General features: G+C 67.6%; 20 protein-coding genes. 11 read left to right on the forward strand and 9 right to left on the reverse strand.

Annotation, left to right across the window (positions count from 1 at the left end):
* The first annotated feature begins 121 nt into the window (after positions 1-121).
* A complete protein-coding gene (locus ACFVWG_RS27875) occupies positions 122-1,213 on the forward strand; it encodes a M20/M25/M40 family metallo-hydrolase (RefSeq protein ID WP_391546377.1) in 1,092 nt (363 codons plus the stop codon).
* Positions 1,214-1,308: 95 nt separating this feature from the next.
* Here the strand turns inward: ACFVWG_RS27875 and ggt are convergent, their stop codons facing one another.
* The 4 genes from ggt to miaA all read right to left on the reverse strand — a co-directional run bounded on the left by ggt (position 1,309) and on the right by miaA (position 5,486).
* Positions 1,309-3,168: a gamma-glutamyltransferase gene (ggt, locus tag ACFVWG_RS27880; protein WP_391546378.1), complete on the reverse strand. Its 1,860-nt coding sequence runs from the start codon at positions 3,166-3,168 to the stop codon at positions 1,309-1,311.
* Positions 3,169-3,259: 91 nt separating this feature from the next.
* Positions 3,260-3,946 carry a hypothetical protein gene (locus tag ACFVWG_RS27885; protein WP_391546379.1) on the reverse strand — a complete coding sequence of 229 codons (687 nt, stop codon included), beginning with the start codon at positions 3,944-3,946 and terminating at the stop codon, positions 3,260-3,262.
* A gap of 39 nt (positions 3,947-3,985) precedes the next feature.
* Positions 3,986-4,504 (reverse strand): sigma-70 family RNA polymerase sigma factor, encoded by a 519-nt coding sequence (locus ACFVWG_RS27890; protein WP_391546380.1) that lies wholly within the window; start codon positions 4,502-4,504, stop codon positions 3,986-3,988.
* Positions 4,491-5,486, reverse strand: a complete 996-nt coding sequence (gene miaA, locus ACFVWG_RS27895; RefSeq protein ID WP_391546381.1) for a tRNA (adenosine(37)-N6)-dimethylallyltransferase MiaA — start codon at positions 5,484-5,486, stop codon at positions 4,491-4,493. The genes ACFVWG_RS27890 and miaA overlap by 14 nt, the downstream gene beginning before the upstream one ends.
* A 170-nt stretch (positions 5,487-5,656) precedes the next feature.
* Between miaA and ACFVWG_RS27900 the strand changes: the two genes are divergently transcribed.
* The 3 genes from ACFVWG_RS27900 (at position 5,657) to ACFVWG_RS27910 (ending at position 7,472) form a co-directional block, all read left to right on the forward strand.
* Positions 5,657-5,884, forward strand: a complete 228-nt coding sequence (locus ACFVWG_RS27900) for a hypothetical protein (RefSeq protein WP_391546382.1) — start codon at positions 5,657-5,659, stop codon at positions 5,882-5,884.
* Positions 5,885-5,990: 106 nt separating this feature from the next.
* Positions 5,991-6,248, forward strand: coding sequence for an antitoxin (locus ACFVWG_RS27905; protein ID WP_391546383.1), 258 nt, complete (start codon positions 5,991-5,993; stop codon positions 6,246-6,248).
* Positions 6,249-6,350: 102 nt separating this feature from the next.
* On the forward strand, positions 6,351-7,472 hold the full coding sequence (locus ACFVWG_RS27910) for a hypothetical protein (RefSeq protein ID WP_391546384.1): 1,122 nt from the start codon (positions 6,351-6,353) through the stop codon (positions 7,470-7,472).
* On the opposite strand, the gene ACFVWG_RS27915 is transcribed toward ACFVWG_RS27910, so the two are convergent.
* Positions 7,443-7,919, reverse strand: coding sequence for an NUDIX hydrolase (locus tag ACFVWG_RS27915; RefSeq protein ID WP_391546385.1), 477 nt, complete (start codon positions 7,917-7,919; stop codon positions 7,443-7,445). The two genes, ACFVWG_RS27910 and ACFVWG_RS27915, sit on opposite strands and share 30 nt — an antisense overlap.
* A 24-nt stretch (positions 7,920-7,943) precedes the next feature.
* Positions 7,944-8,354, reverse strand: a complete 411-nt coding sequence (locus ACFVWG_RS27920) for a DUF6069 family protein (RefSeq protein WP_391546386.1) — start codon at positions 8,352-8,354, stop codon at positions 7,944-7,946.
* Between the two features lie 134 nt (positions 8,355-8,488).
* Between ACFVWG_RS27920 and ACFVWG_RS27925 the strand changes: the two genes are divergently transcribed.
* Together ACFVWG_RS27925 and ACFVWG_RS27930 are read left to right on the forward strand one after the other, a co-directional pair.
* The gene (locus ACFVWG_RS27925; protein ID WP_391546387.1) at positions 8,489-8,938 is read left to right on the forward strand and encodes an NUDIX domain-containing protein; all 450 of its coding nucleotides are present in this window, start codon (positions 8,489-8,491) and stop codon (positions 8,936-8,938) included.
* A 105-nt stretch (positions 8,939-9,043) separates the two neighbouring features.
* Entirely contained in the window at positions 9,044-10,852 is a 1,809-nt protein-coding gene (locus ACFVWG_RS27930; protein WP_391546388.1) for a LamG-like jellyroll fold domain-containing protein, read from the forward strand.
* Positions 10,853-10,963: 111 nt separating this feature from the next.
* Here ACFVWG_RS27930 and ACFVWG_RS27935 read toward each other — a convergent pair whose 3' ends face one another.
* Complete coding sequence (locus ACFVWG_RS27935; protein WP_391546389.1) at positions 10,964-11,629, reverse strand: phosphotransferase; 666 nt, start codon at positions 11,627-11,629, stop codon at positions 10,964-10,966.
* Complete coding sequence (gene miaB, locus ACFVWG_RS27940) at positions 11,626-13,101, reverse strand: tRNA (N6-isopentenyl adenosine(37)-C2)-methylthiotransferase MiaB (RefSeq protein ID WP_391546390.1); 1,476 nt, start codon at positions 13,099-13,101, stop codon at positions 11,626-11,628. Before miaB ends, ACFVWG_RS27935 begins: the two co-directional genes overlap by 4 nt.
* A gap of 101 nt (positions 13,102-13,202) precedes the next feature.
* Between miaB and ACFVWG_RS27945 the strand changes: the two genes are divergently transcribed.
* From ACFVWG_RS27945 to ACFVWG_RS27965, 5 genes are all read left to right on the forward strand, one after another.
* Positions 13,203-14,723, forward strand: coding sequence for an amidohydrolase family protein (locus ACFVWG_RS27945; protein WP_391546391.1), 1,521 nt, complete (start codon positions 13,203-13,205; stop codon positions 14,721-14,723).
* Between the two features lie 156 nt (positions 14,724-14,879).
* On the forward strand, positions 14,880-15,608 hold the full coding sequence (locus ACFVWG_RS27950; RefSeq protein ID WP_391546587.1) for an amino acid ABC transporter ATP-binding protein: 729 nt from the start codon (positions 14,880-14,882) through the stop codon (positions 15,606-15,608).
* A gap of 48 nt (positions 15,609-15,656) precedes the next feature.
* Positions 15,657-16,580, forward strand: a complete 924-nt coding sequence (locus tag ACFVWG_RS27955) for a glutamate ABC transporter substrate-binding protein (protein ID WP_391546392.1) — start codon at positions 15,657-15,659, stop codon at positions 16,578-16,580.
* Positions 16,581-16,655: 75 nt separating this feature from the next.
* On the forward strand, positions 16,656-17,303 hold the full coding sequence (locus tag ACFVWG_RS27960; protein ID WP_391546393.1) for an amino acid ABC transporter permease: 648 nt from the start codon (positions 16,656-16,658) through the stop codon (positions 17,301-17,303).
* On the forward strand, positions 17,303-18,175 hold the full coding sequence (locus ACFVWG_RS27965) for an amino acid ABC transporter permease (RefSeq protein ID WP_391546394.1): 873 nt from the start codon (positions 17,303-17,305) through the stop codon (positions 18,173-18,175). The genes ACFVWG_RS27960 and ACFVWG_RS27965 overlap by 1 nt, the downstream gene beginning before the upstream one ends.
* A gap of 56 nt (positions 18,176-18,231) precedes the next feature.
* Here the strand turns inward: ACFVWG_RS27965 and ACFVWG_RS27970 are convergent, their stop codons facing one another.
* Positions 18,232-19,521 (reverse strand): aspartate aminotransferase family protein, encoded by a 1,290-nt coding sequence (locus ACFVWG_RS27970; RefSeq protein WP_391546395.1) that lies wholly within the window; start codon positions 19,519-19,521, stop codon positions 18,232-18,234.
* Positions 19,522-19,524: the final 3 nt, after the last annotated feature.

Genomic DNA, 19,524 nt, shown 5'->3' on the forward strand with positions numbered 1-19,524 from the left:
TGCACTCCTCTCAAAGATACGGAACGGATCATGTCCGTCGCTTGAATAAAACTCCTTCCGAACGAGGGAGTCAATCCTCGACCAGATGGTGATACGTTCCGTATTTATGAACCTGCCGCTGATGATCGATCGTCTCCGCAGCTATGTCGAGGACGAGACGCCGACCGGTGACACCGGCGCGCTGAACGCGTTCGCCGACCGCCTCGTCCAGCGGTACGCCGACCTCGGGGGTACCGCCCGTCGGGTCGCGGCCGCCACCGGGGATCACGTGGTCGCCGATTTCCCGGGCCGGGGAGCGCTCTCTGAGGCCGCTCCGGTGCTCTTCCTGGGCCACCACGACACGGTCTGGCCAGTCGGGCAGTTGGCCGGCGCGATGCCTTGGCGGGTGGCGGACGGGGTGATCCACGGGCCTGGCGTGTTCGACATGAAGGGCGGGCTGGTGATCCTGGAGAGCGCTCTCGAAGACGTTTCCGACGCGGATCATCGGCCGGTGCGGGTGATCGTGGTCGCCGACGAGGAGGTCGGTTCGCCGACCGCGCGGGAGCTGGTGACAGCGGAGTCAGCCGGCGTGATCGCGGCCTTCGGGCTCGAACCGCCGCATCCGAACGGCGATCTGAAGACGTCGCGCTGGGGCAGTACGCGGGTCCGGATCACGGTCACGGGCCGCGAGGCGCATGCGGCGCTCGATCCGGAGAGCGGTATCTCGGCGATCGACGAACTCGTCGACCAACTGATCGCGGTGCGCGCGGTGGTCGCTCGTCACCAGCAGGTGCTGTGCAACGTCGGCACGATCGAGGGCGGTGGGCGGACCAACGTGGTCGCCGGTTCGGCCTGGGCGGATGTCGGGTTCCGGTTCGTCGACCCCGAGACCGAGACCGCCGTACTGGATGCCGTGACAGCGCTACCTCCGGTACGACGTGGGGCCGTGGTCGAGGCGAAGGTGATGTCGAACCGACCCGCATGGCAGCCCTCCCCCGCCACCGACGAACTGCTCGCAAAGGTGATCGCGGCCGGGGCGGAGGTCGGTCAGCAGGTAGGTGGGGCGGCCGCCTCAGGTGCCGCGGACACCAACCTGACCGGCTGGCTCGGCATCCCCACCCTCGACGGCCTAGGACCGGTCGGCAAAGGCGCACACGCAGTCCACGAACAGGCAGTCGCCGCAACCCTCACCGAACGAGCCGCCCTCGTCGCCGCCATCATCCGGACCGTGTGACCAACGGCGAACCAGGTGACCAATCACAACGTCCGAAAACACGCCGACCACGTACTGCGGGCCTTCGGACGTTGCGACAGATTCCTAGCAGCTAGCTAGCGGGTGGCGGGCCAGAGTTGGTGGACGGTGCCGGCGGAGCCCCCGCCTCGGCGGACGGGTTCGGCCGCGGCCAGGTACGCGCCGTCGGGAAGGAACTCGAGCGCGGCCACAGCGCCGATCTCGGCCGCTGAGGTCAGCGCATCACCGCTCGGGACCAGCGTGTGGCCGTAGGGCTTCAACGCGGTGCCGTAGGCGTCGATGAAGGGCGGCTCAGCGCTAACGGCAGCCGTGTTGCGCTGGGAGGCGCGCGGCGCTGCTACTGCTTCGGGCAGCGTCATGTTGCGGTCCAGGCGGTTGGTCAGCGTCTGCAGGACGGTGGTGATGATCGTCGAGCCACCGGGCGAGCCGAGCGCCAGGAACGGCTTGCCGTTGCGGAGGACGATCGTCGGCGACATCGAGGAGCGCGGACGCTTGCCCGGCTGGATGCGGTTCGGGTCAGCGGCGTTGTACACGGCGGAGAAGTCGGTGAGCTCGTTGTTCAGCAGGAAGCCACGGCCCGGGACGGTGATGCCGCTGCCGCCGGTCTGCTCGATCGTCAGCGTGTACGAGACCACGTTGCCCCACTTGTCCGCGGCGACCAGGTGCGTGGTGGACAGGCCCTCGGTGTCCGGGCCTTCCTTGGTCGTGGCGGTCGCACCACAGGAGCCGTAGGAACCGTCCGGCACACCTGGCGGGAGCGGCTTCACCGAGGCCTTGGCCGGGTCGATCTGGCAGGAGCGCTCGGCGCCGAAGCCAGGCGACAGCAGCTCCTTCTGCGGTACGTCGACGTACGCCGGGTCACCGACGTACGCACCGCGGTCCGCGAAGGCGAGTGCCGACGCCTCGAGGTAACTGTGCAGCGCCTGCGGCGTCGACTGCTTGCTCAGGTGCAGCGGCGCGAGGATGTTGAGCGCCTCCCCGACCGTGGTACCACCGGATGAGGACGGTGCCATGCCGTAGACGTCCACACCGTCGTACCGGACCTTGGTCGGCGCACGGTCGATCACCTTGTACTTCGCGAGGTCCGCAGTGCTCAGGTAGCCCGGCATGAGCGGCAGGGTCGCGCCCGGCGCCTTGGGCGGGTTCTTCACCACCGCAGCGATCTCACCGGCCAGTGCGCCGCCATAGAACGCCGGAAGGCCTTTGGCACCGAGCATCCGGTACGTGTCGGCCAGCTCGGGGTTCTTGAACACCGTCCCGACCTGTGGCGCGTCCCCGCCCGGCAGGAACAGCTTGGCGGTCGGTACGACGGCCGAGAACCGCGCCTTGTTGTCCAGCGTCTGACTGCGGAACGTCGTGTCGACCACGAACCCGCGGTCGGCCAGGTCGGCGGCCGGCTTCAGCGCCTTGCCCAGGGGCAGCGAACCCCACTGGCGCAGTGCGCGGTCCCAGGTCGCCAGCGTCCCCGGAATGCCGACGGACACCCCAGACGTGACCAGGTCCGGGAAGAACTTGTACGGCGCCCCCGTGGCCGGGTCGATGAATGCGTTCGACGGCATGGTGGCCGGAGCGGTCTCCCGGCCGTCGATCGTCATGACCTTGTGCTGCTTGGCGTTGTAGTAGACGAAGTACCCGCCACCGCCGACACCTGCGGAGTACGGCTCGGTGACACCGAGCGCCGCGGCAGTGGCGACGGCGGCGTCCACCGCGTTACCCCCACGACGCAGTACGTCGAGACCGATGCTCGTCGCGTCGGGGTCGACCGAGGCGACAGCACCGCCGTACCCGATGGCTGTCGGGTACTTGGTCCGGGCCGGGGTCGCGTCGTGGCTCTGCTCCGGTACCGACGGTTTCGGTGGACTCGCGGACGCACCACTCAGACCGAAACCGGACAGGACGAGCGCACTCGCGGACAGGGACGCGACCAGCTTCTTCACCGGGGTCTCCAAGAGCTCAGGCGGCAGGGACTGTCCCTGCCTACCCCGAACTCGCCCCCGCACGCCAGTCAACGGGCGCATTCGGCCCAGATCAGTTGATCGAGCAGGACCCCAGGAAGCGGCGCAGCGTCTCGTCGTTCCAGGCCTGGTTCCCGGCCGGAGCCTCGACCAGGAGCCACTGGTCGGCCAGCTTCACCTGACCGGTCAGCCGGCCCGACAGCGTGCCGATGTGGAACGTCTTGCCGTCCGAATCGGTCACCCGGACCGCATCCAGCGACAGCGCGGTCTCCCGGCGCTCAAGCACCACCTTGGTGGCGACCTCGGCGGTCCGCATCTCCGGCTGCGCCAGTACGACGCGGTTGGCAGCGATCGGCTTCTCGGGGGCCCACCCCATTGGGGTCAGCGTGCAGCCGATGGTGTTCCAGCTCTGCTTGTTGGCCACCAGCTCGACACTGCTGGCGAACAGCGACATCTCACCTTTACTGGCCTTCGCGCTCGGCGCAGCCGGAGTCCCCGACGCTGCGACCGACGACTCGGTCTCCCCGCCAGATGCGACCGGTGAGCTGCCTGCGCTCCCCCACCACTTCACCTGGTTGCCGAACGCCAGCACAGCAGCCGATACCGCAGCCACACAGAGCACTCCGGTCACCCGGCGGCGCCGCTTGATCCGGCGCAGCGCTCGTCGCCCTCGCGCGATGTCCGCGTCGATATCCGCCGCGGGCAGGCCAACGGCGGCCTCCTCGGCGAACCCCTCCAGCAACTTCTTGACCTCGTCCACTACTCCGTCCCTCTCCCGGACCCAGTGTCGGCCGGGATGTCAGCCACTCCCCGTGGCCTGATCCGACTGCTCGTCGGTCATCAGGTCCTTCAAACGCTTGAGAGCCTTGGCGGTCTGGCTCTTCACCGTGCCCTCGGTGCACTCCAGGATCCGCGCGCAGGTCGCGACATCGAGATCCTGGAAGTACCTCAGTACCAGGACCGCGCGCTGACGCGGCGCCAGCTCCAGCAACGCCCGCCGGACCGCGATCGTGTCCACCGGATCCGTCTCGTCGGCCAGCCTCGGCTCGAGCGTGTCGGCGGTCACCACCTCAGGGTGGCGGCCGGCCCGGCGGCGCTCGTCGAGGAACGCGTTCACCAGAATGCGGTGCGCGTACGGCCCGGCGCCTTCGTGCCGGATCCGGTGCCAGTGCACGTAGACCCGAGTACAGGCGGTCTGGACCAGATCCTCCGCGGTGTGCGAATCCCCCGCGGTCAGCAACAGCGCCGTTCTCATCAGTCGGGTGCGATCCGCGAGCAAGTACTCGCGGAACTCCGCCTCACGGTCACCCCCTCGCATCGACGGCCCCGGAATCCGGCACAGTGCCCGGGGCGATTTCTACCCCGACTACGCCAGCGGCACCCGTTCGGTTGCCTGCAGCCAGGACATCGATCGCCTTGTCCAGCAAGGCGGAGTCGTCGTACCGCAGCCAGGTGATCCGCGGATCCTTGCGGAACCAGGAATCCTGCCGCCGCGCGAACCTGCGGGTCGACTGCGCGGTCCGCTCGCGGGCCTCGGCTTCGTCGATCTCGCCGTTCAGCAACGCGATCACCTGCGAGTAGCCGAGAGCTCGGTTCGCCGTCCGGCCGTCGAGCAGACCGTGCTTGAGCAGCTCGCGGACCTCGTCGACGAAACCGGAGTCGAACATCCGGTCCACCCGGCGCCCGATCCGCTCGTCGAGCTCGGGCCGCGGGACGTCGAGACCGATCTGTACGGCGCCCGGGTAGACGTAGCGATGTTCCGGCAGCGTCGCGCTGTACGGCGCCCCGGTGATCTCGACGACCTCCAGCGCCCGGACGATCCGCCGTCCGTTGCTGGGCAGGATCTGAGCAGCAGCCTTGGGATCGACGGCCGCGAGCCGCTGGTGCAACGCACCGGATCCGACGTCTTCCAGCTCGGCCTCAAGACGCTCCCGTACGGCGGGGTCGGTGCCGGGGAAGGTGAAGTCGTCGAGGATCGCGCGGACGTAGAGCGCGGACCCTCCGGCCAGGACCGGAATCACCTGTCGCTCGGTGCAGTCGTCGATCGCGGCCCGGGCCAGCTGCTGGAACTCGGCCACGGTCGCGGTCTCGGTCACGTCGAGGATGTCGAGCAGATGATGCGGTACGCCGGACCGCTCGGGCGCGGTGATCTTCGCCGTACCGATGTCCATGCCGCGGTAGACCTGCATGGCGTCCGCGTTCACGACCTCGCCGCCCAGGCGCTTGCACAGGGCAACGGACAGGTCGGACTTGCCGGCCGCTGTGGGGCCGACGACCGCGACGACGAGTGGTTCGGCCATCGCTCCAGTGTGACAGTTTTCGGTCGGCCCCCGCTGCACCGGCCCCGCCGACGCCGTACCGGGCCGGTCAAGTCTGCACTAAGAGCCCGGGGGCGTCCTTGTGGATGACCCCCTGCGACCGGTAGACACGACGGCAGTTCGCAACACCGGATTACGGGAGGAATGAAGCTGTGACGAATCCGTTCGAGGGAGAGTCCGACGCGGCCAAGGACGCGCTGGACCTGGGGGACGACGAGCTGGCCGCTGCCAAGCGCAGCGGTGGCGACGTCGAGCTGAAGAAGAGCGGCGGTGACGTCGAGTTCAGCGGTGGTGACGTCGAGTCCGGCGGTGATGTGGAGTCGGGTGGCGACGTCGAGTCCGGTGGCGGAAGTCAGGACTCCGGCGGCGACGTCGAGTAACACCCGCTGAATTCCTGTCCGACAGTTCGCGGCGGTCCTAGGTGTTCGGGGCCGGTTGGTGCAATCATCTACCGCTAGCTGTCAGTAAGCAGTTCACTACGCAGGAATGGGAGCCCCTGAGATGGGCATCTTCGACAAGTTCAAGGACAAGGCCGAGGACCTGAAGGACAAGGCCGGCGACCTCGTCGATCAGCACGGCGACAAGGTCGGCGCGGGTCTGGACAAGGCCGGTGACTTCGTCGACGAGAAGACCGGCGGCAAGTACGGCGACAAGATCGACCAGGGTGTCGACAAGGCCAAGGACGGCCTGGATGGCCTCGACGGCCAGAACGACGACATCCCGGACGCTGACAAGCCCGCCTGAACACCTCCTTACCGAAGGGCCGCGAGCAGTTGCTCGCGGCCCTTTGTCGTGGCGTCCGGTAGGCTCCCGCCGTCCGCGAGGGGTCGCGGCACGGGAGGAACCATGCACGCACACGCCGCGCCGGCGTCCCGGTCTTGGACCGTCGCTGCCAGGCTCGCCTGGCCGGCCGTTGCCCTGTACGCCGTGACACGGGTCCTGACGTTCGTCGTACTGGCGATCTGGAGCCGGAGTACGCCGGAGAGCCTTGGCAAGGTGCTCGGCGATTTCGACGGTGCGCACTATGTGCTGATCGCCGACAAGGGGTACGACGCTGTTGCCGGTGGGAAGGAGATGGCGCTCTTCCCGCTGTACCCGATGCTCGTGCGCGGCCTCGGCTGGGTGTCGCCGTTGACCACGGCACAGAACGCTGTGCTGATCAGCCTCGTGGCCTCACTGGTCGCGGCCTGGGGAATCTTCGCCGTCGGCAACCACCTCGCGGACCGGCGTACCGGGATCTTGCTCGCGGGACTGTGGGGCGTCGTACCGCACGCACTGGTCGAGTCCATGGCCTACACCGAATCACTCTTCACCGCACTGAGCGCCTTTGCGTTGCTGGCCCTACTGCGCCGCAACTGGGTCACAGCCGGAGTCCTGACCGCGATTGCTGGTCTGACCCGGCCCTCTGCGATCGCACTGGTTGGCGTGGTCGGGCTGGTCGCACTGATTGCCGTTGTACGGCGTCAGGACGGGTGGCGACCGTGGGTCGGCGGACTGCTCGCTCCCGTGGGGTGGCTGGGCTACATCCTGTGGGTCGGTCAGCAGACTGGACGGGTCGATGGCTGGTTCCACATCCAGAAAACCATCTGGCGCTCGTCCTTCGACTACGGCACCTCGGCATTACGAGTCGCCAAGAAGACGCTGACCACCGCCTCGGCCCTCGACTTCACCGTCGTCACGTTCGTCGTGGTCGCCGCAATCCTCCTGCTCGCCCTGAACGCGATCGACCGGCTCCCCTGGCCACTCATCCTCTACAGCGCGCTCATCCTGATCTCGTCCATCGGCGCCGCGAACTACTACAACTCCAAGGCCCGCCTCATCCTCCCGGCCTTCCTGCTCCTGCTCCCCGCCGCGCGCGCTCTGGCTCGAACGCAGACCGCCAAAGCCGCTCTGATCTTCGCGTTCCTCGCTGCGACCTCAGTGACCTTCGCGGGCTACCTAGCCTTCATCTGGACCCTCTCCCCGTAGGTGGCCTTCCGCTGCGAGGTGGGTGAAGAGGGCTTGGTTGTAGGGGTTCATGGCGGGGAGCGTGTGGGGGTTGAAGAAGTCGAGGGCGACGGTTTCGTCGTTGGCGGGGTTGAGGGTGCCGGTCCAGGACTCCGCTCGATAGGTCAGGGAGATGACCTGGACCTGGTCGCCGTTGGGGTAGGTGATGAAGCAGTCCGGACCGGAGCGGGCTGAGAGCAACGTCAGGGCGCCGGCGTGTAGGCCGGTCTCCTCGTGGAGCTCGCGGCGGGCCGCGTCCTCGAGCTCCTCCCCCGGCTCGACGCCGCCGCCGGGGATGCACCAGGTCTGGTCGTCTGAGCGCTGCTGGAGCAGTACCTGCTGTTGGTCGTTCCACACCAGTACGCCGACGCCTGCGCCCACCAGCGGTTCCGTACCGACCAGCCGCCGCATGCGTTCGATATAGCTCATCTCCGCAGGCTAGGGCTTGGGGGGTCAGCGGAGGCGGCGGGCTACTGCGGGGATGACGAGGGCCGCGGCGATCAGGTGGGTTGTCATCAGGAGGGCCTTGGTGGTGGGTGCGGCGTCGGCGAGGAGGTCAGGAGTGAAGGAGAGTGCGGTCAGGACAATGGTGATCCGGATCCAGGCGGTGCGCGGGCGGGCGGCGTACCGACGGAGGGCCAAGGCGATGAGGAGGCCGAGGGTCGCGAAGATGAGGGTCATGACCGCGAAACCGGTAGGCGGGATGGGGGCGCCGGCGACATTGAGGCTGAGACCAGCGGCTTGACCTGCGGCGGCGACGGTTGCAGTGGCCACGGCCGCGAGGACGATGGCGATGGCGCCGTCGCGGAGCAGGCGTCCGACCGACGGGGCAACGGTCGTGGTGGTGGTGAGGGTGGCAGTCATAGTCATCTCCGGGGCAGTGGACCGGCCCGTTGCCGGTCTCTTGCCTACTCGTCGAAGCGGACCGCCGTGTTTTGACACGTGGGGTCGAGGTTCTTCACAAAAGTTTCGTCGGTGGGGGTGGTTAGGGTCGTGGGATGGATCGGTTTCGGGTGGTACCGGCGGCTTATGTGGTGTTGCGGCGGGGGGACGAGGTGTTGATGTTGTTGCGAGCCAATACCGGCTATATGGATGGGTATTGGGCGGTGCCGGCGGGGCATGTGGAGGCTGGGGAGTCGGCGATCCAGGCAGCGGTGCGGGAGGTTCGCGAGGAGGTGGGGGTGGAGATCGATCCGCGGGATCTGGTGTCGCTGACGGCGATGCATCGGACGGGCGGGAATGGGGATCCGATCGACGAGCGGGTGGACTTCTTCTTCACGACGTCGCGGTGGACGGGTGAGCCGCGGTTGATGGAGCCGGAGAAGGCGGACCGGCTGGAGTGGTTCGCGCTCGACAAGTTGCCGGAGCCAACGGTGCCGCACGAGACGCGGGTGCTGACCGGCCTCGACAGCGGGCTGCCGGCGGTGATCGCGGAGGGGTTCGGCTGAGTGACGCGGTGTGCGTTGGTCCAGGGTTCTGGAGGCGTTCACTGATGTTTGGTTGGTGCGCTCTAATGTTCGCTGCGGTGTCAGGCAGCGACGTGGAGGCGGCAGATGGATCAGCAGGGCGACGGGACGAGCCGGCGGCGGCTTTTGCAGGCCGGGGCGTTGAGCGCGGGGGCGGTGGTCGCGGGAGGCGTGCTGGATGGTGGTGCTGCCGCGGCGACGACCTCGTCGTACGGCGGGCGGGTTGACCCCGAGCACCCGCGGTTCACGGTGGCCGTCGTACCGGACACGCAGTATCAGTTCGACCAGGATCGGGGTGACTCGGCGCCGTTGACGGCGACCTTCGAGTATCTGGTCGAGCAGCGGTCCGCGGAGAACCTGGTGTTCGTGGCGCACCTCGGTGACGTGGTCGAGAACGCGCTGGCGAGCGAGTTCGCGCAGGCGGATCCGGTGTTCAAGGTGCTGGACCGCGCACGGATGCCGTACTCGGTGCTGGCCGGGAACCACGACATCGACGGGTCCAAGGACGATACCCGCGGCGACTCGCCGTACCTGCGAACGTTCGGGCCGCAGCGGTTCCGGCGGATGCCGACGTACGGCGGATCGACGGCGAACGGGTACAACTCGTACCACGTGTTCCGGGCGGCCGGGCGGCAGTGGTTGCTGCTGGCAATGGACTGGCGGCCGTCGGACGCGAGCTTCGCGTGGGCGCGGGCGGTGATCGCGGCGCATCCGAAGATGCCGGTGATCCTGACCATCCACGAGCTCGTGTACGCCGACACCGGGGTCGCGGAGCTGAGCAACCACGGGGTGCGGGTCTGGGACCAGCTGGTGAAGGACAACGACCAGATCTTCCTCACCCTGAACGGGCACTTCTGGCCGCCGGGGCGGCTCACCAAGCAGAACGCCGCCGGCCACGACGTGCATCTGCACCTGGCCAACTTCCAGGACCGGTACTACGGCGGTTCCGGGATGGTCCGGCTGTACCACTTCGACCTGGCCCGGAACACGATCGACGTCGAGACGATCGCGCCGTGGATCTTCGCGCAGGACCCGGCCCGGCGGAACGAGCTGGCCGAGGGCGAGATCGAGCTGACCGACGACGTCAATCGGTTCAGCATTCCGATCGACTTCTCGGCGAGATTCGCGGGGTTCGCTCCGGTGGCCGTGCGGCCGGCGCGACCGGCGAAGCAGTTGGTCATTCCGGGGACAGCGGCGTACTGGCGCTTTGATGGACCGGTGGGCGGGCAGGTCGTCGACCAGTCCGGACAGGGCAACCACCTGACGCGCGTGCAGCTGGGCGGCGATGCGCCGAGCGTGTCGAGCGAGTTCCACCCGGAGCAGCCGGGGCATGCGAGCTGGTTGTTCCCGGGTGGGAAGAATCCGGCACGCGGTGGGTATCTGAAGACGGCCGACGATGCGCCGATCAACAAGGCGACGTTCCGTGGCGGGTACACGATCGAGGCGTTCGTGAAGCTGGCCGACGACGGTCAGGACCACTCGTGGGAAGGGCTGATCTCAAGGCTCGGCACCGGGCGCGATGCGGGCAAGACGGGCAGCGACCCGGACGAGCCGGTCGTGAAGCTCGGGTTCTCCGGTGGGCGCCAGGTGCAGTGGGCGGTCTACCCGTTCGACAAGAACGACACGTTCACCAACTGGGGTCACGAGCAGGTGGCCGGGCGCTGGTTCCACCTCGCGATCGTGAACGACGGACGGCACAGCACCGTGTACGTCGACTCGTCCGAGCTGCTGCGTAATCCGGCGACCCCGTCGAGCGGGCTGGCGACGGTCGGCAAGCCGTGGCTCGTCGGAGCCGGTCACTATGCGAATGAGGTCGACCAAGGCTTTGCCGGATACATCGGTGAGGTGCGGATCGTGAGTCGCGCCCTGAAACCGTCCCAGTTCCTGAACGCGTAGGCGGACGCCCATCACCCACTAACGTCGCCCGGACAGGCGTGGCCGCGCTCAGCTGAGCGCGGTCCGACGGCTTGGGGTGCACTTAGTGGGTGGTGCAGGTCCGCTTACCGGTCAGAGCAAGCTGCGGATCAGAGCTTCCTGCGCTGGAAGGAGCTCCTTCTCGGCCGGCGTCAGGGTGATGTTGTTGCCGCGGGCATCTAATGCGGCGGTGAGGCCGGGCGTCGGGTCGATCGAGTTCGCCAGGTAGGTGGCGAGGGCCTCGCGGAGGAGCGGGGAGAGCTCGGCCCACTCTGGGTCGAGAGCGACCTGGGCGAAGATGATCGCGGTCATCGCGATGTCGAACTCGGCGATGCCCTCTTCGGCGTTGCGCCAGTCGATGACGATGGGTCCGGCGTCGGTGGCGATCACGTTGTACAGGTGCAGGTCGCCGTGGACGACGACGAGCCCCGGCGTACCGCTCGGTGCGGGGATCGCGTGCAGGCGACGGTGCAGGTCGGCGTGCAACTCCCCCAGCCGTACTGCGTCCAGGTCGCCCGCGACGGCGGCGTCCGCGAGCGTCGGTCCGTTGAGGCGCTCGATCACCATGTCGGCGCCATCAATCTCCCGTACGGCGGGCACCGGGTAGCCGAACTTCGCCACGTGCCGCATGAAGTCGGCCTCGTCCCGCACCGGGTACCCGTTCCGGTACCGCCGCAGCACCCACTGCTCGTCCAGCGCGTACACATCCGCATCCCGCACAGCCGCGAACGGCTCCGCGCCCGGAGGAAGCAGACTCATGCGATCTGGCAACCGCCGACTGCCGGCTCAAGCGGCTTGGCACCCAGCGTGGGCATGCCGAGCATGACGCCCGGAACTGACGACGGCGGGGCGTCCTGCGTGCGCTCCCAGGCATCGCCAGCGCGAGTACGGCGGATGGAACCGAAGACGTCCGCGACCAGGTGGTGCGGGGCAGCGTAGGTGACCTCGACCGTGGCCAAGTCCCCTGGTCGCGGAGCCTCGACACCCTCGGGGAGAGCGAAGTGGACCAGGCGGTTGTCGCGAGCGCGACCGCTCAACCGGTGGGTGGCGGCGTCCTTGCGGCCTTCGCCTTCGGCAACGAGAACCTCAAGGGAACGACCAACAGTCAGCTTGTTCTCGGCCCAGGCCATGTCGTCCTGCAACGCGACCAAACGCTCGTAGCGCTCCTGGACGACCGCGCGCGGGACCTGGTCCTCCATCGACTCCGCCGGCGTCCCGGGACGCTTGGAGTACTGGAAGGTGAAGGCACCCGCGAACCGCGCCTGACGGACGACGTCGAGCGTGCCCTCGAAGTCCTCCTCGGTCTCACCCGGGAAGCCGACGATGATGTCGGTGGTGATCGCCACGTCCGGCATCGCCGCGCGCACGTCCTCGATGATCTTGAGGTAGCGATCCCGCCGGTACGAGCGCTTCATCGCCTTCAGCACGCGGTCCGAACCGGACTGCATGGGCATGTGCAGCGAGGGCATCACGTTCGGCGTCTCGGCCATCGCCTCGATCACGTCGGCGGTGAAGTCGCGCGGGTGCGGCGAGGTGAAGCGCACGCGCTCCAACCCGTCGATCTCCCCGCAGGCCCGGAGCAGCTTCGAGAACGCATACCGGTCGCCGAACTCCACGCCGTACGAGTTCACGTTCTGACCGAGCAGCGTCACCTCGAGCACGCCCTCGGCGACGAGTGCCTCGACCTCGGCGAGCACGTCGCCGGGACGGCGGTCCTTCTCGCGGCCGCGCAACGCCGGGACGATGCAGAACGTGCAGGTGTTGTTGCAGCCGACGCTGACCGAGACCCAGGCCGAGTACGCCGATTCGCGGCGCGTCGGCAGCGTGGACGGGAAGACGTCGAGCGACTCGAGGATCTCGACCTGCGACTCCTCGGCGACCCGGGCCCGCTCCAGCAGCACCGGCAGCGAGCCGATGTTGTGCGTCCCGAAGACGACGTCCACCCAGGGCGCCTTCTTGGTGATGGTCGCCTTGTCCTTCTGCGCCAGGCAGCCGCCGACGGCGATCTGCATCCCCGGCCGCTTGGCCTTCACCGGCGCCAGGTGACCGAGGTTGCCGTACAGCTTGTTGTCGGCGTTCTCCCGGACCGCGCACGTGTTGAACACCACGACATCGGCCTGGTCGCCGTCGGGCGCACGGACGTAGCCCGCGTCCTCCATCAGGCCGCGCAGCCGCTCGGAGTCGTGGACATTCATCTGGCACCCGTAGGTGCGGACCTCATAAGTACGCATAACAGCCACCAAGAGTACGTGCCGAGGTGGGTATTTCCCTACCTGGCACCGGCGGCCTGCTACCCCTGACGCGGAGTCCGGCGCAGACAATAGTGAGGGGCATGAACAGTTCTCGTCGCCAGTTCCTCGCCCGCACCGCCGCCGGAGCCGCCGTGATCGCCGGCGGATCGTTCACCACGGCAGGCCCTGCTTTGGGCTCTCCACGCAACCTCACCGCCCTGACGGGCGCCACCGTGATCGACGTCGTGACAGGTCACCGCCGAAGGAACCAGACCGTGCTGATCGCTGGTGACCGGATCGTCGGCGTCGGCCGGTTGCCGATCCCCCGCGGTACGACGGTCATCGACGCGACCGGGAAGTACGTCGTACCGGGCCTGGCCGACATGCATGTCCACAGCCTCGGCGACGAGCATGTCTCGCCTCCGCTCTACCTGGCGAACGGCCTCACCACGGTTCGCGAGATGGCAGCGCCGGACCCGATCGTCTACGACTGGCGGGACCGGATCGAGGCCGGCACCCTGCTCGGCCCGCGAATGGTCGTGGCCAGTCAGATCATCGACGGCGACCCGACCTTGTGGGACCCGAACCTGCTGCACGTCCTGGTCGTCGACACCCCGGCCGCGGCGCGGGCCGCCGTACGGCAGGTGCAGGCCGAGGGCGCCGACTTCGTCAAGGTCTACTCGCGCCTCAACCGGGCGTCGTACTTCGCGATCATCGACGAGGCTCGCAAGGTCGGCCTGACCGTGCACGGCCACGGACCGGACCAGGTCACCAGCAAAGAGGCCAGCAACGCGGGTCAACGCAGCATCGAACACATCCACTCGCTCGGCCTGGCGGTGTCGACGCGCGAGACCGACGTACGGCGGATGGTCAGCGAGATCAAAGTCCAGACCGGCGACTACAACGCGTGGTTCCGCCAGATGCACCCGATCGAATGGATCGCCGCCAACACCTACAGCAAGGCGCGCGCCGCGGACGTCTTCGGCACGCTGCGCCGCAACAACACCCACGTCACCCCGACGCTGTCGATGCACCGCGTACTCGACCAGATCGACTACACCAGTCTCGATCCGAACCTGGCCAAGTACCTCAGCGCCGACACCATCGGCACCTACGACTACGTCATCCAGAACCTGTACGGCGCCAACCGGACCGCCGAGGAGATCTCGCACCAGCGCAAGATGTGGGCCTGGCGCAAGCACTTCGTCTCCGAGCTGATCGCCCACGACGTCCCGATCCTCGCCGGCACCGACACCGGTACGCCGTACAGCGTGCCCGGGTTCGCACTGCACGACGAGCTCGAACAGCTCGTCACCGCCGGCGCCACCCCACGCCAGGCCCTGTACGCCGCCACTGCCGAGCCGGCGCGGTTCCTCGGACTCGGCCGCGATCTCGGTGCCGTCGAGGCCGGCAAGATCGCGGATCTCGTCGTACTGGACGCCGACCCGTTGACCGACATCCGCAACACCCGCAACATTCACTCTGTCGTCACTCGCGGACGGGTGATCGGACCGGCGGCCCGGGCGAAAATGCTCGCGGACGTCGAGGCGGCGGTGCAGGCACCGGCGACCGTATCCCTCGCCGCGGGCGGCTGCTGCGGGGTGACAGGTTCCGGTCACTGATCCGCCTGGATCCTGCGTAGCGTGATGGCATCATCACGCTACGCGCCGGTTCATTGCAGATCGTTACCACCACGGAACCGACCGGCGATGCGACGGCCCCCCGGCCTCCAGTAGGTTCTGGCCATGAGCGATTCCGGCACCTTGACGCAAACGGGTCTGGTGGCCCTCACCGGCGTCAACAAGCATTTCGGCGAACTGCACGTCCTGAAGGACATCAACCTGTCCATCGCCAAGGGCGAGGTCGTCGTGGTGATCGGCCCGTCCGGTTCCGGCAAGTCGACGCTCTGCCGCGCGATCAACCGGCTCGAGACGATCGATTCGGGCACCATCGAGCTGGACGGTCAGCCGCTGCCAAGCGAGGGCAAGGCCCTGGCGACGCTGCGCGCCGACGTCGGCATGGTGTTCCAGTCCTTCAATCTGTTCGCACACAAGACGATCCTGCAGAACGTCACTCTCGGCCCGCTGAAGGTTCGCAAGACGGACCCGAAACAGGCCGAGAAGCGGGCCTTGGAACTGCTGGAACGGGTAGGGGTGGCCAGCCAGGCGTCGAAGTACCCGGCGCAGTTGTCCGGCGGCCAGCAGCAGCGCGTCGCGATCGCCCGCGCGCTGGCGATGGACCCCAAGGTGATCCTCTTCGACGAGCCCACCTCGGCGCTCGACCCGGAGATGATCCAGGAGGTCCTGGAGGTGATGATCGACCTCGCCAAGCAGCAGATGACGATGGTCGTGGTCACCCACGAGATGGGGTTCGCGCGGAGTGCGGCGAACCGGGTGGTGTTCATGGCCGACGGCGAGATCGTCGAGCAGGCCGACCCGGAGACCTTCTTCACCAGCCCCACCTCCCGGCGCGCGCAGGACTTCCTCGGCAAGATCCTGAAGCACTGACTTCCGCCCGCGGCCGTACCAGCAAACACATCACAAAGGGGAACCCGAATGAGAATGCGTCACCTCGTCGCCGGTCTCGGCGTCGCGGCGCTCGCGCTGACCGCGACCGCCTGCGGTAAGGACGAGCCCGGAGCAGCAGGGGGCGGCGGCGGCACCGCATCCGACTCCTGTGGCACCCCGCACAAGTTCGACACCGCTTCCGGTGTGGACGTGGCCGGCAGCCCGGCCTTCACCAAGATCAAGTCCCGCGGCAACCTGATCGTCGGCGTCAAGGCCGACCAGCCGAATCTCGGCTACAAGGACGCCAACGGCAAGCGCTGTGGCTTCGACATCGAGGTCGCCCGGATGGTCTCGGCCGGTCTGGGCTTCGACCCGGACAAGATCGAGTACAAGGAGATCCCGTCGGCCAACCGCGAGACGGCGATCGGCGGCGGTGAGATCGACTACTACGTCGGCACCTACTCGATCACCGACAAGCGCAAGGCGCTCGTCTCCTTCGCCGGCCCGTACTTCGTCGCCGGCCAGGACCTGCTGGTCCGCAAGGACGACACCTCGATGGACGCCGGGAAGACCGCCCTCAAGGGCAAGAAGGTCTGCTCCGCGACCGGCTCGACCCCGATCCAGCGGGTCAAGGACGAGCAGCTCACCGAGGCCAGCAACATCTCCGAGTACAAGACCTACTCCGAGTGCGTCTCGCAGCTGCTGGACAACAAGACCGATGCCGTCACCACCGACGACGCGATCCTCAAGGGCTACGCGGCCACCGCACCGGACCAGCTCCGCGTGGTCGGCAAGCCGTTCAGTACCGAGAAGTACGGCATCGGCCTGCCCAAGGACGACAAGGCGCTGCGCGACCAGGTGAACACCATCCTGGAGAAGTCCGCGACCGACGGCACCTGGAAGTCGATCTACGACGAGACGCTGGGCAAGTCCGGCTCCCCGGGCACCCCGCCGGCTCTCGAGAAGTACTGATCAACTCCCCGGCCGCGGCGTCCTCACCGGCGCCGCGGCCGGGTTCTGTAGAGCCTTAGCACGAGGAAGGTCGCGATGCTCTCGGTCCTCACCGACAACTGGGATCTGTTCCGGGACGGATTCTGGCTGACGATCAGGTTGTTCCTGGTCTCGGCCGTGCTCAGTCTGGTGCTCGGCACCATCTTGGGTGCGTTCCGGGTGTCTCCGGTCCCGGCACTGCGCGCCGTCGGCACTGGCTACGTGAACACCTTGCGGAACACTCCGCTGACGCTGGTCTTCGCGTTTCTGTTCTTCGGCGCGGCCAAGATGCAACTGGCCCTGCCCACGCCGTTCTGGACGGGCGTCGGAGCGCTGACGATCTACACCTCGGCCTTCGTCTGCGAGGTCGTCCGCTCCGGGATCAACACGATCTCGCCCGGCCAGTCCGAGGCCGCGCGGGCGGTTGGCATGACGTTCTTCCAGGTCCTGACGCTGATCGTGCTGCCACAGGCGTTCCGGGCGATCGTCCCGCCGCTGTCCAGCGTGTTCATCGCGTTGCTGAAGAACACCACGATCGCGGCCGGCTTCTCGCTCGCCGAGGCCGGTTCGATCTCCTTCGCGATGTCCGAGCGGGGCGAGAACCAGATGCTCACGCTGCTCTGGATCGCGATCGGCTTCCTGATTCTCATTGTCCCGCTGATGTTCCTGCAGCGGTGGGCCGAACGACGGACGGCGGTGGCCTGATGAGCTCGGTGCTGTACGAGGTCCCCGGTCCCCGGGGCAAGCTCCGCAACCGGATCTCCAACGTGGTCGTCCTGATCGTGGTGGCCGGCGTCGCCGCCTGGCTGATCAACCGGCTCTACGTCAACGGCCAGTTCGAAGGCCGGCTGTGGCGCCAGTTCCAGTACACCGCGATCCAGAAGCAGCTGCTCAACGGTCTGCTCAACACACTGCGCGCGGCCGGACTGGCGGCCGTACTCGCAGTCTTGTTCGGAGCTGTCTTCGCCGCGGCGCGGATCAGTGACCACAAGTGGGTCCGGGTCCCGGCGACGTACGCCGTCGAGCTGTTCCGCGCGATCCCGCTACTGATCATGATGATCTTCTTCTACTTCGCGAACATTCAGTACCAGTGGGGTCTGGGTCCGTTCTGGGCAGTCGTGTTCGGTCTGACGCTCTACAACGGCTCGGTGCTCGCCGAGATCTTCCGGGCCGGTATCGCCGCGGTACCGAAGGGTCAGCGCGAAGCGGCCTACGCCATCGGTCTGCGCAAGAACCAGGTCGTCCGCCTGGTGCTGCTCCCGCAGGCGGTCAGCGCGATGCTGCCCGCGATCGTCTCCCAGCTCGTCGTTCTGCTGAAGGACACCGCACTCGGCTTCGTCATCACCTACGGCGAACTGCTGTACGTCGGAAAGCAGATGGGCGGCCGGATCCAGTACGGCTTCCCCTACATCCCGACGTACATCGTGATCGCAGTCATCTACATCGGCCTGTGCTCACTGCTGTCGCTCCTGGCCCGCTACCTCGAAGGCCGCTCACGCCGCCGCCGAAAGATCACCGGTGCCCCACCGCCCCTCCCGCTGGCCAACGATCCCGGCGCCGGGATCGGCCCAGTCTGAACACCCGAAGGCCCCCTCTCGATCGCTGAGAGGGGGCCTTCGACGTACGCAGCTGTTCAGCGGAGGGTGTTGAAGGAGTCTCGGAGGATTTCCAGGGCTTCGGTGGTTTCTTCTTCGGTCAGCGTCATGGGTGGGGCCATCCGGAGGACGTTGCCGTAGAGGCCGCCCTTGCCGATCAGGAGGCCGCGGTTCTTGGTCTCCTGCTGGAGTTTGGCGGTGGTGGCGGCGTCGGGGGTGTTGTCGGCGGGGTTGACGATCTCGGTGGCGAGCATCAGGCCCTTGCCGCGGACGTCGCCGAGCTCGGGGAACTCCTCGGCGATGCCGCGGAGGCCGTCGGCGAGCTGGGCGCCGCGTTTGGCGGCGTTGGCCTGGAGGTCGTGGTCGAGCAGGTAGTCGATGGTGGCCTTGGCTGCGCTGGTGGAGATCGGGTTGCCGCCGAAGGTGGACAGGGAGTTGGCTTTGATGCTGTCCATCAGGTCGGGTTTGGCGACCACGCCGCCGATCGCGAAGCCGTTGCCGAGGCCCTTGGCGAACGTCATGGCGTCCGGTACGACGTCGTGCGCCTGGATGCCCCAGAAGTGGTCACCGGTGCGGCCCCAGCCGGTCTGGACCTCGTCGGAGATGAACAGGATCCCGTACTCGTCCAGCACCTCCTTGAAGGCGCCGTACAGGCCGTCGGGCGGGGAGGCGAAACCGCCGACGCCCTGGATCGGCTCGGCGATCAGGCAGGCGACGTCACCGGCGGTGGTGGTCTCGATGACGTTGCGCAGGTCGTCGACGCAGACCTTGATGTAGTCGGCGTCCGACAGGTTCTTGAACGGGCTGCGGTAGGGGTACGCGCCCTGCAGGTACTGCACGTTGACCGGGGACAGGCTGCTCGCGGACCAGCCGCGGTTGCCGGTGATCGCGACGGTGCCGAAGGCGCGGCCGTGGTACGAGTTCCGCATCGCCAGGACCTGGTTGGACCGGCGGTTCTGGGTGGCGAGCAGCAGGGCGGCCTCGTTCGCCTCGGTGCCGGAGTTGGCGAAGAAGACCTTCGCGTTCTCGATCCCGGACAGCTTGGCGATCTGCTCGGCCAGCTCGATCTGCTTGCGGATCAGGTACACCGTGGAGGTGTGCGCGATCCCGCTGCTCAGCTGCTCGCGCACCGCGTCGGAGATCTCCGCGATGTCGTAGCCGATCGCGTTGGTCAGGATGCCGGCGAAGAAGTCGAGATAGCTGTTGCCCTCACCGTCGGTGACCCGGCGGCCGGACCCCTGGACGATCTCGATCGGCTCCTCGTAGTACAACGACAGCCAGTCCGGCATGACGGCCTTGTGACGCTCCCAGAGCTCCGCATGTGTCATGTC

Origin of the sequence: Kribbella sp. NPDC058245, assembly GCF_042882005.1 — a bacterium.
Taxonomy (GTDB): Bacteria; Actinomycetota; Actinomycetes; order Propionibacteriales; family Kribbellaceae; genus Kribbella.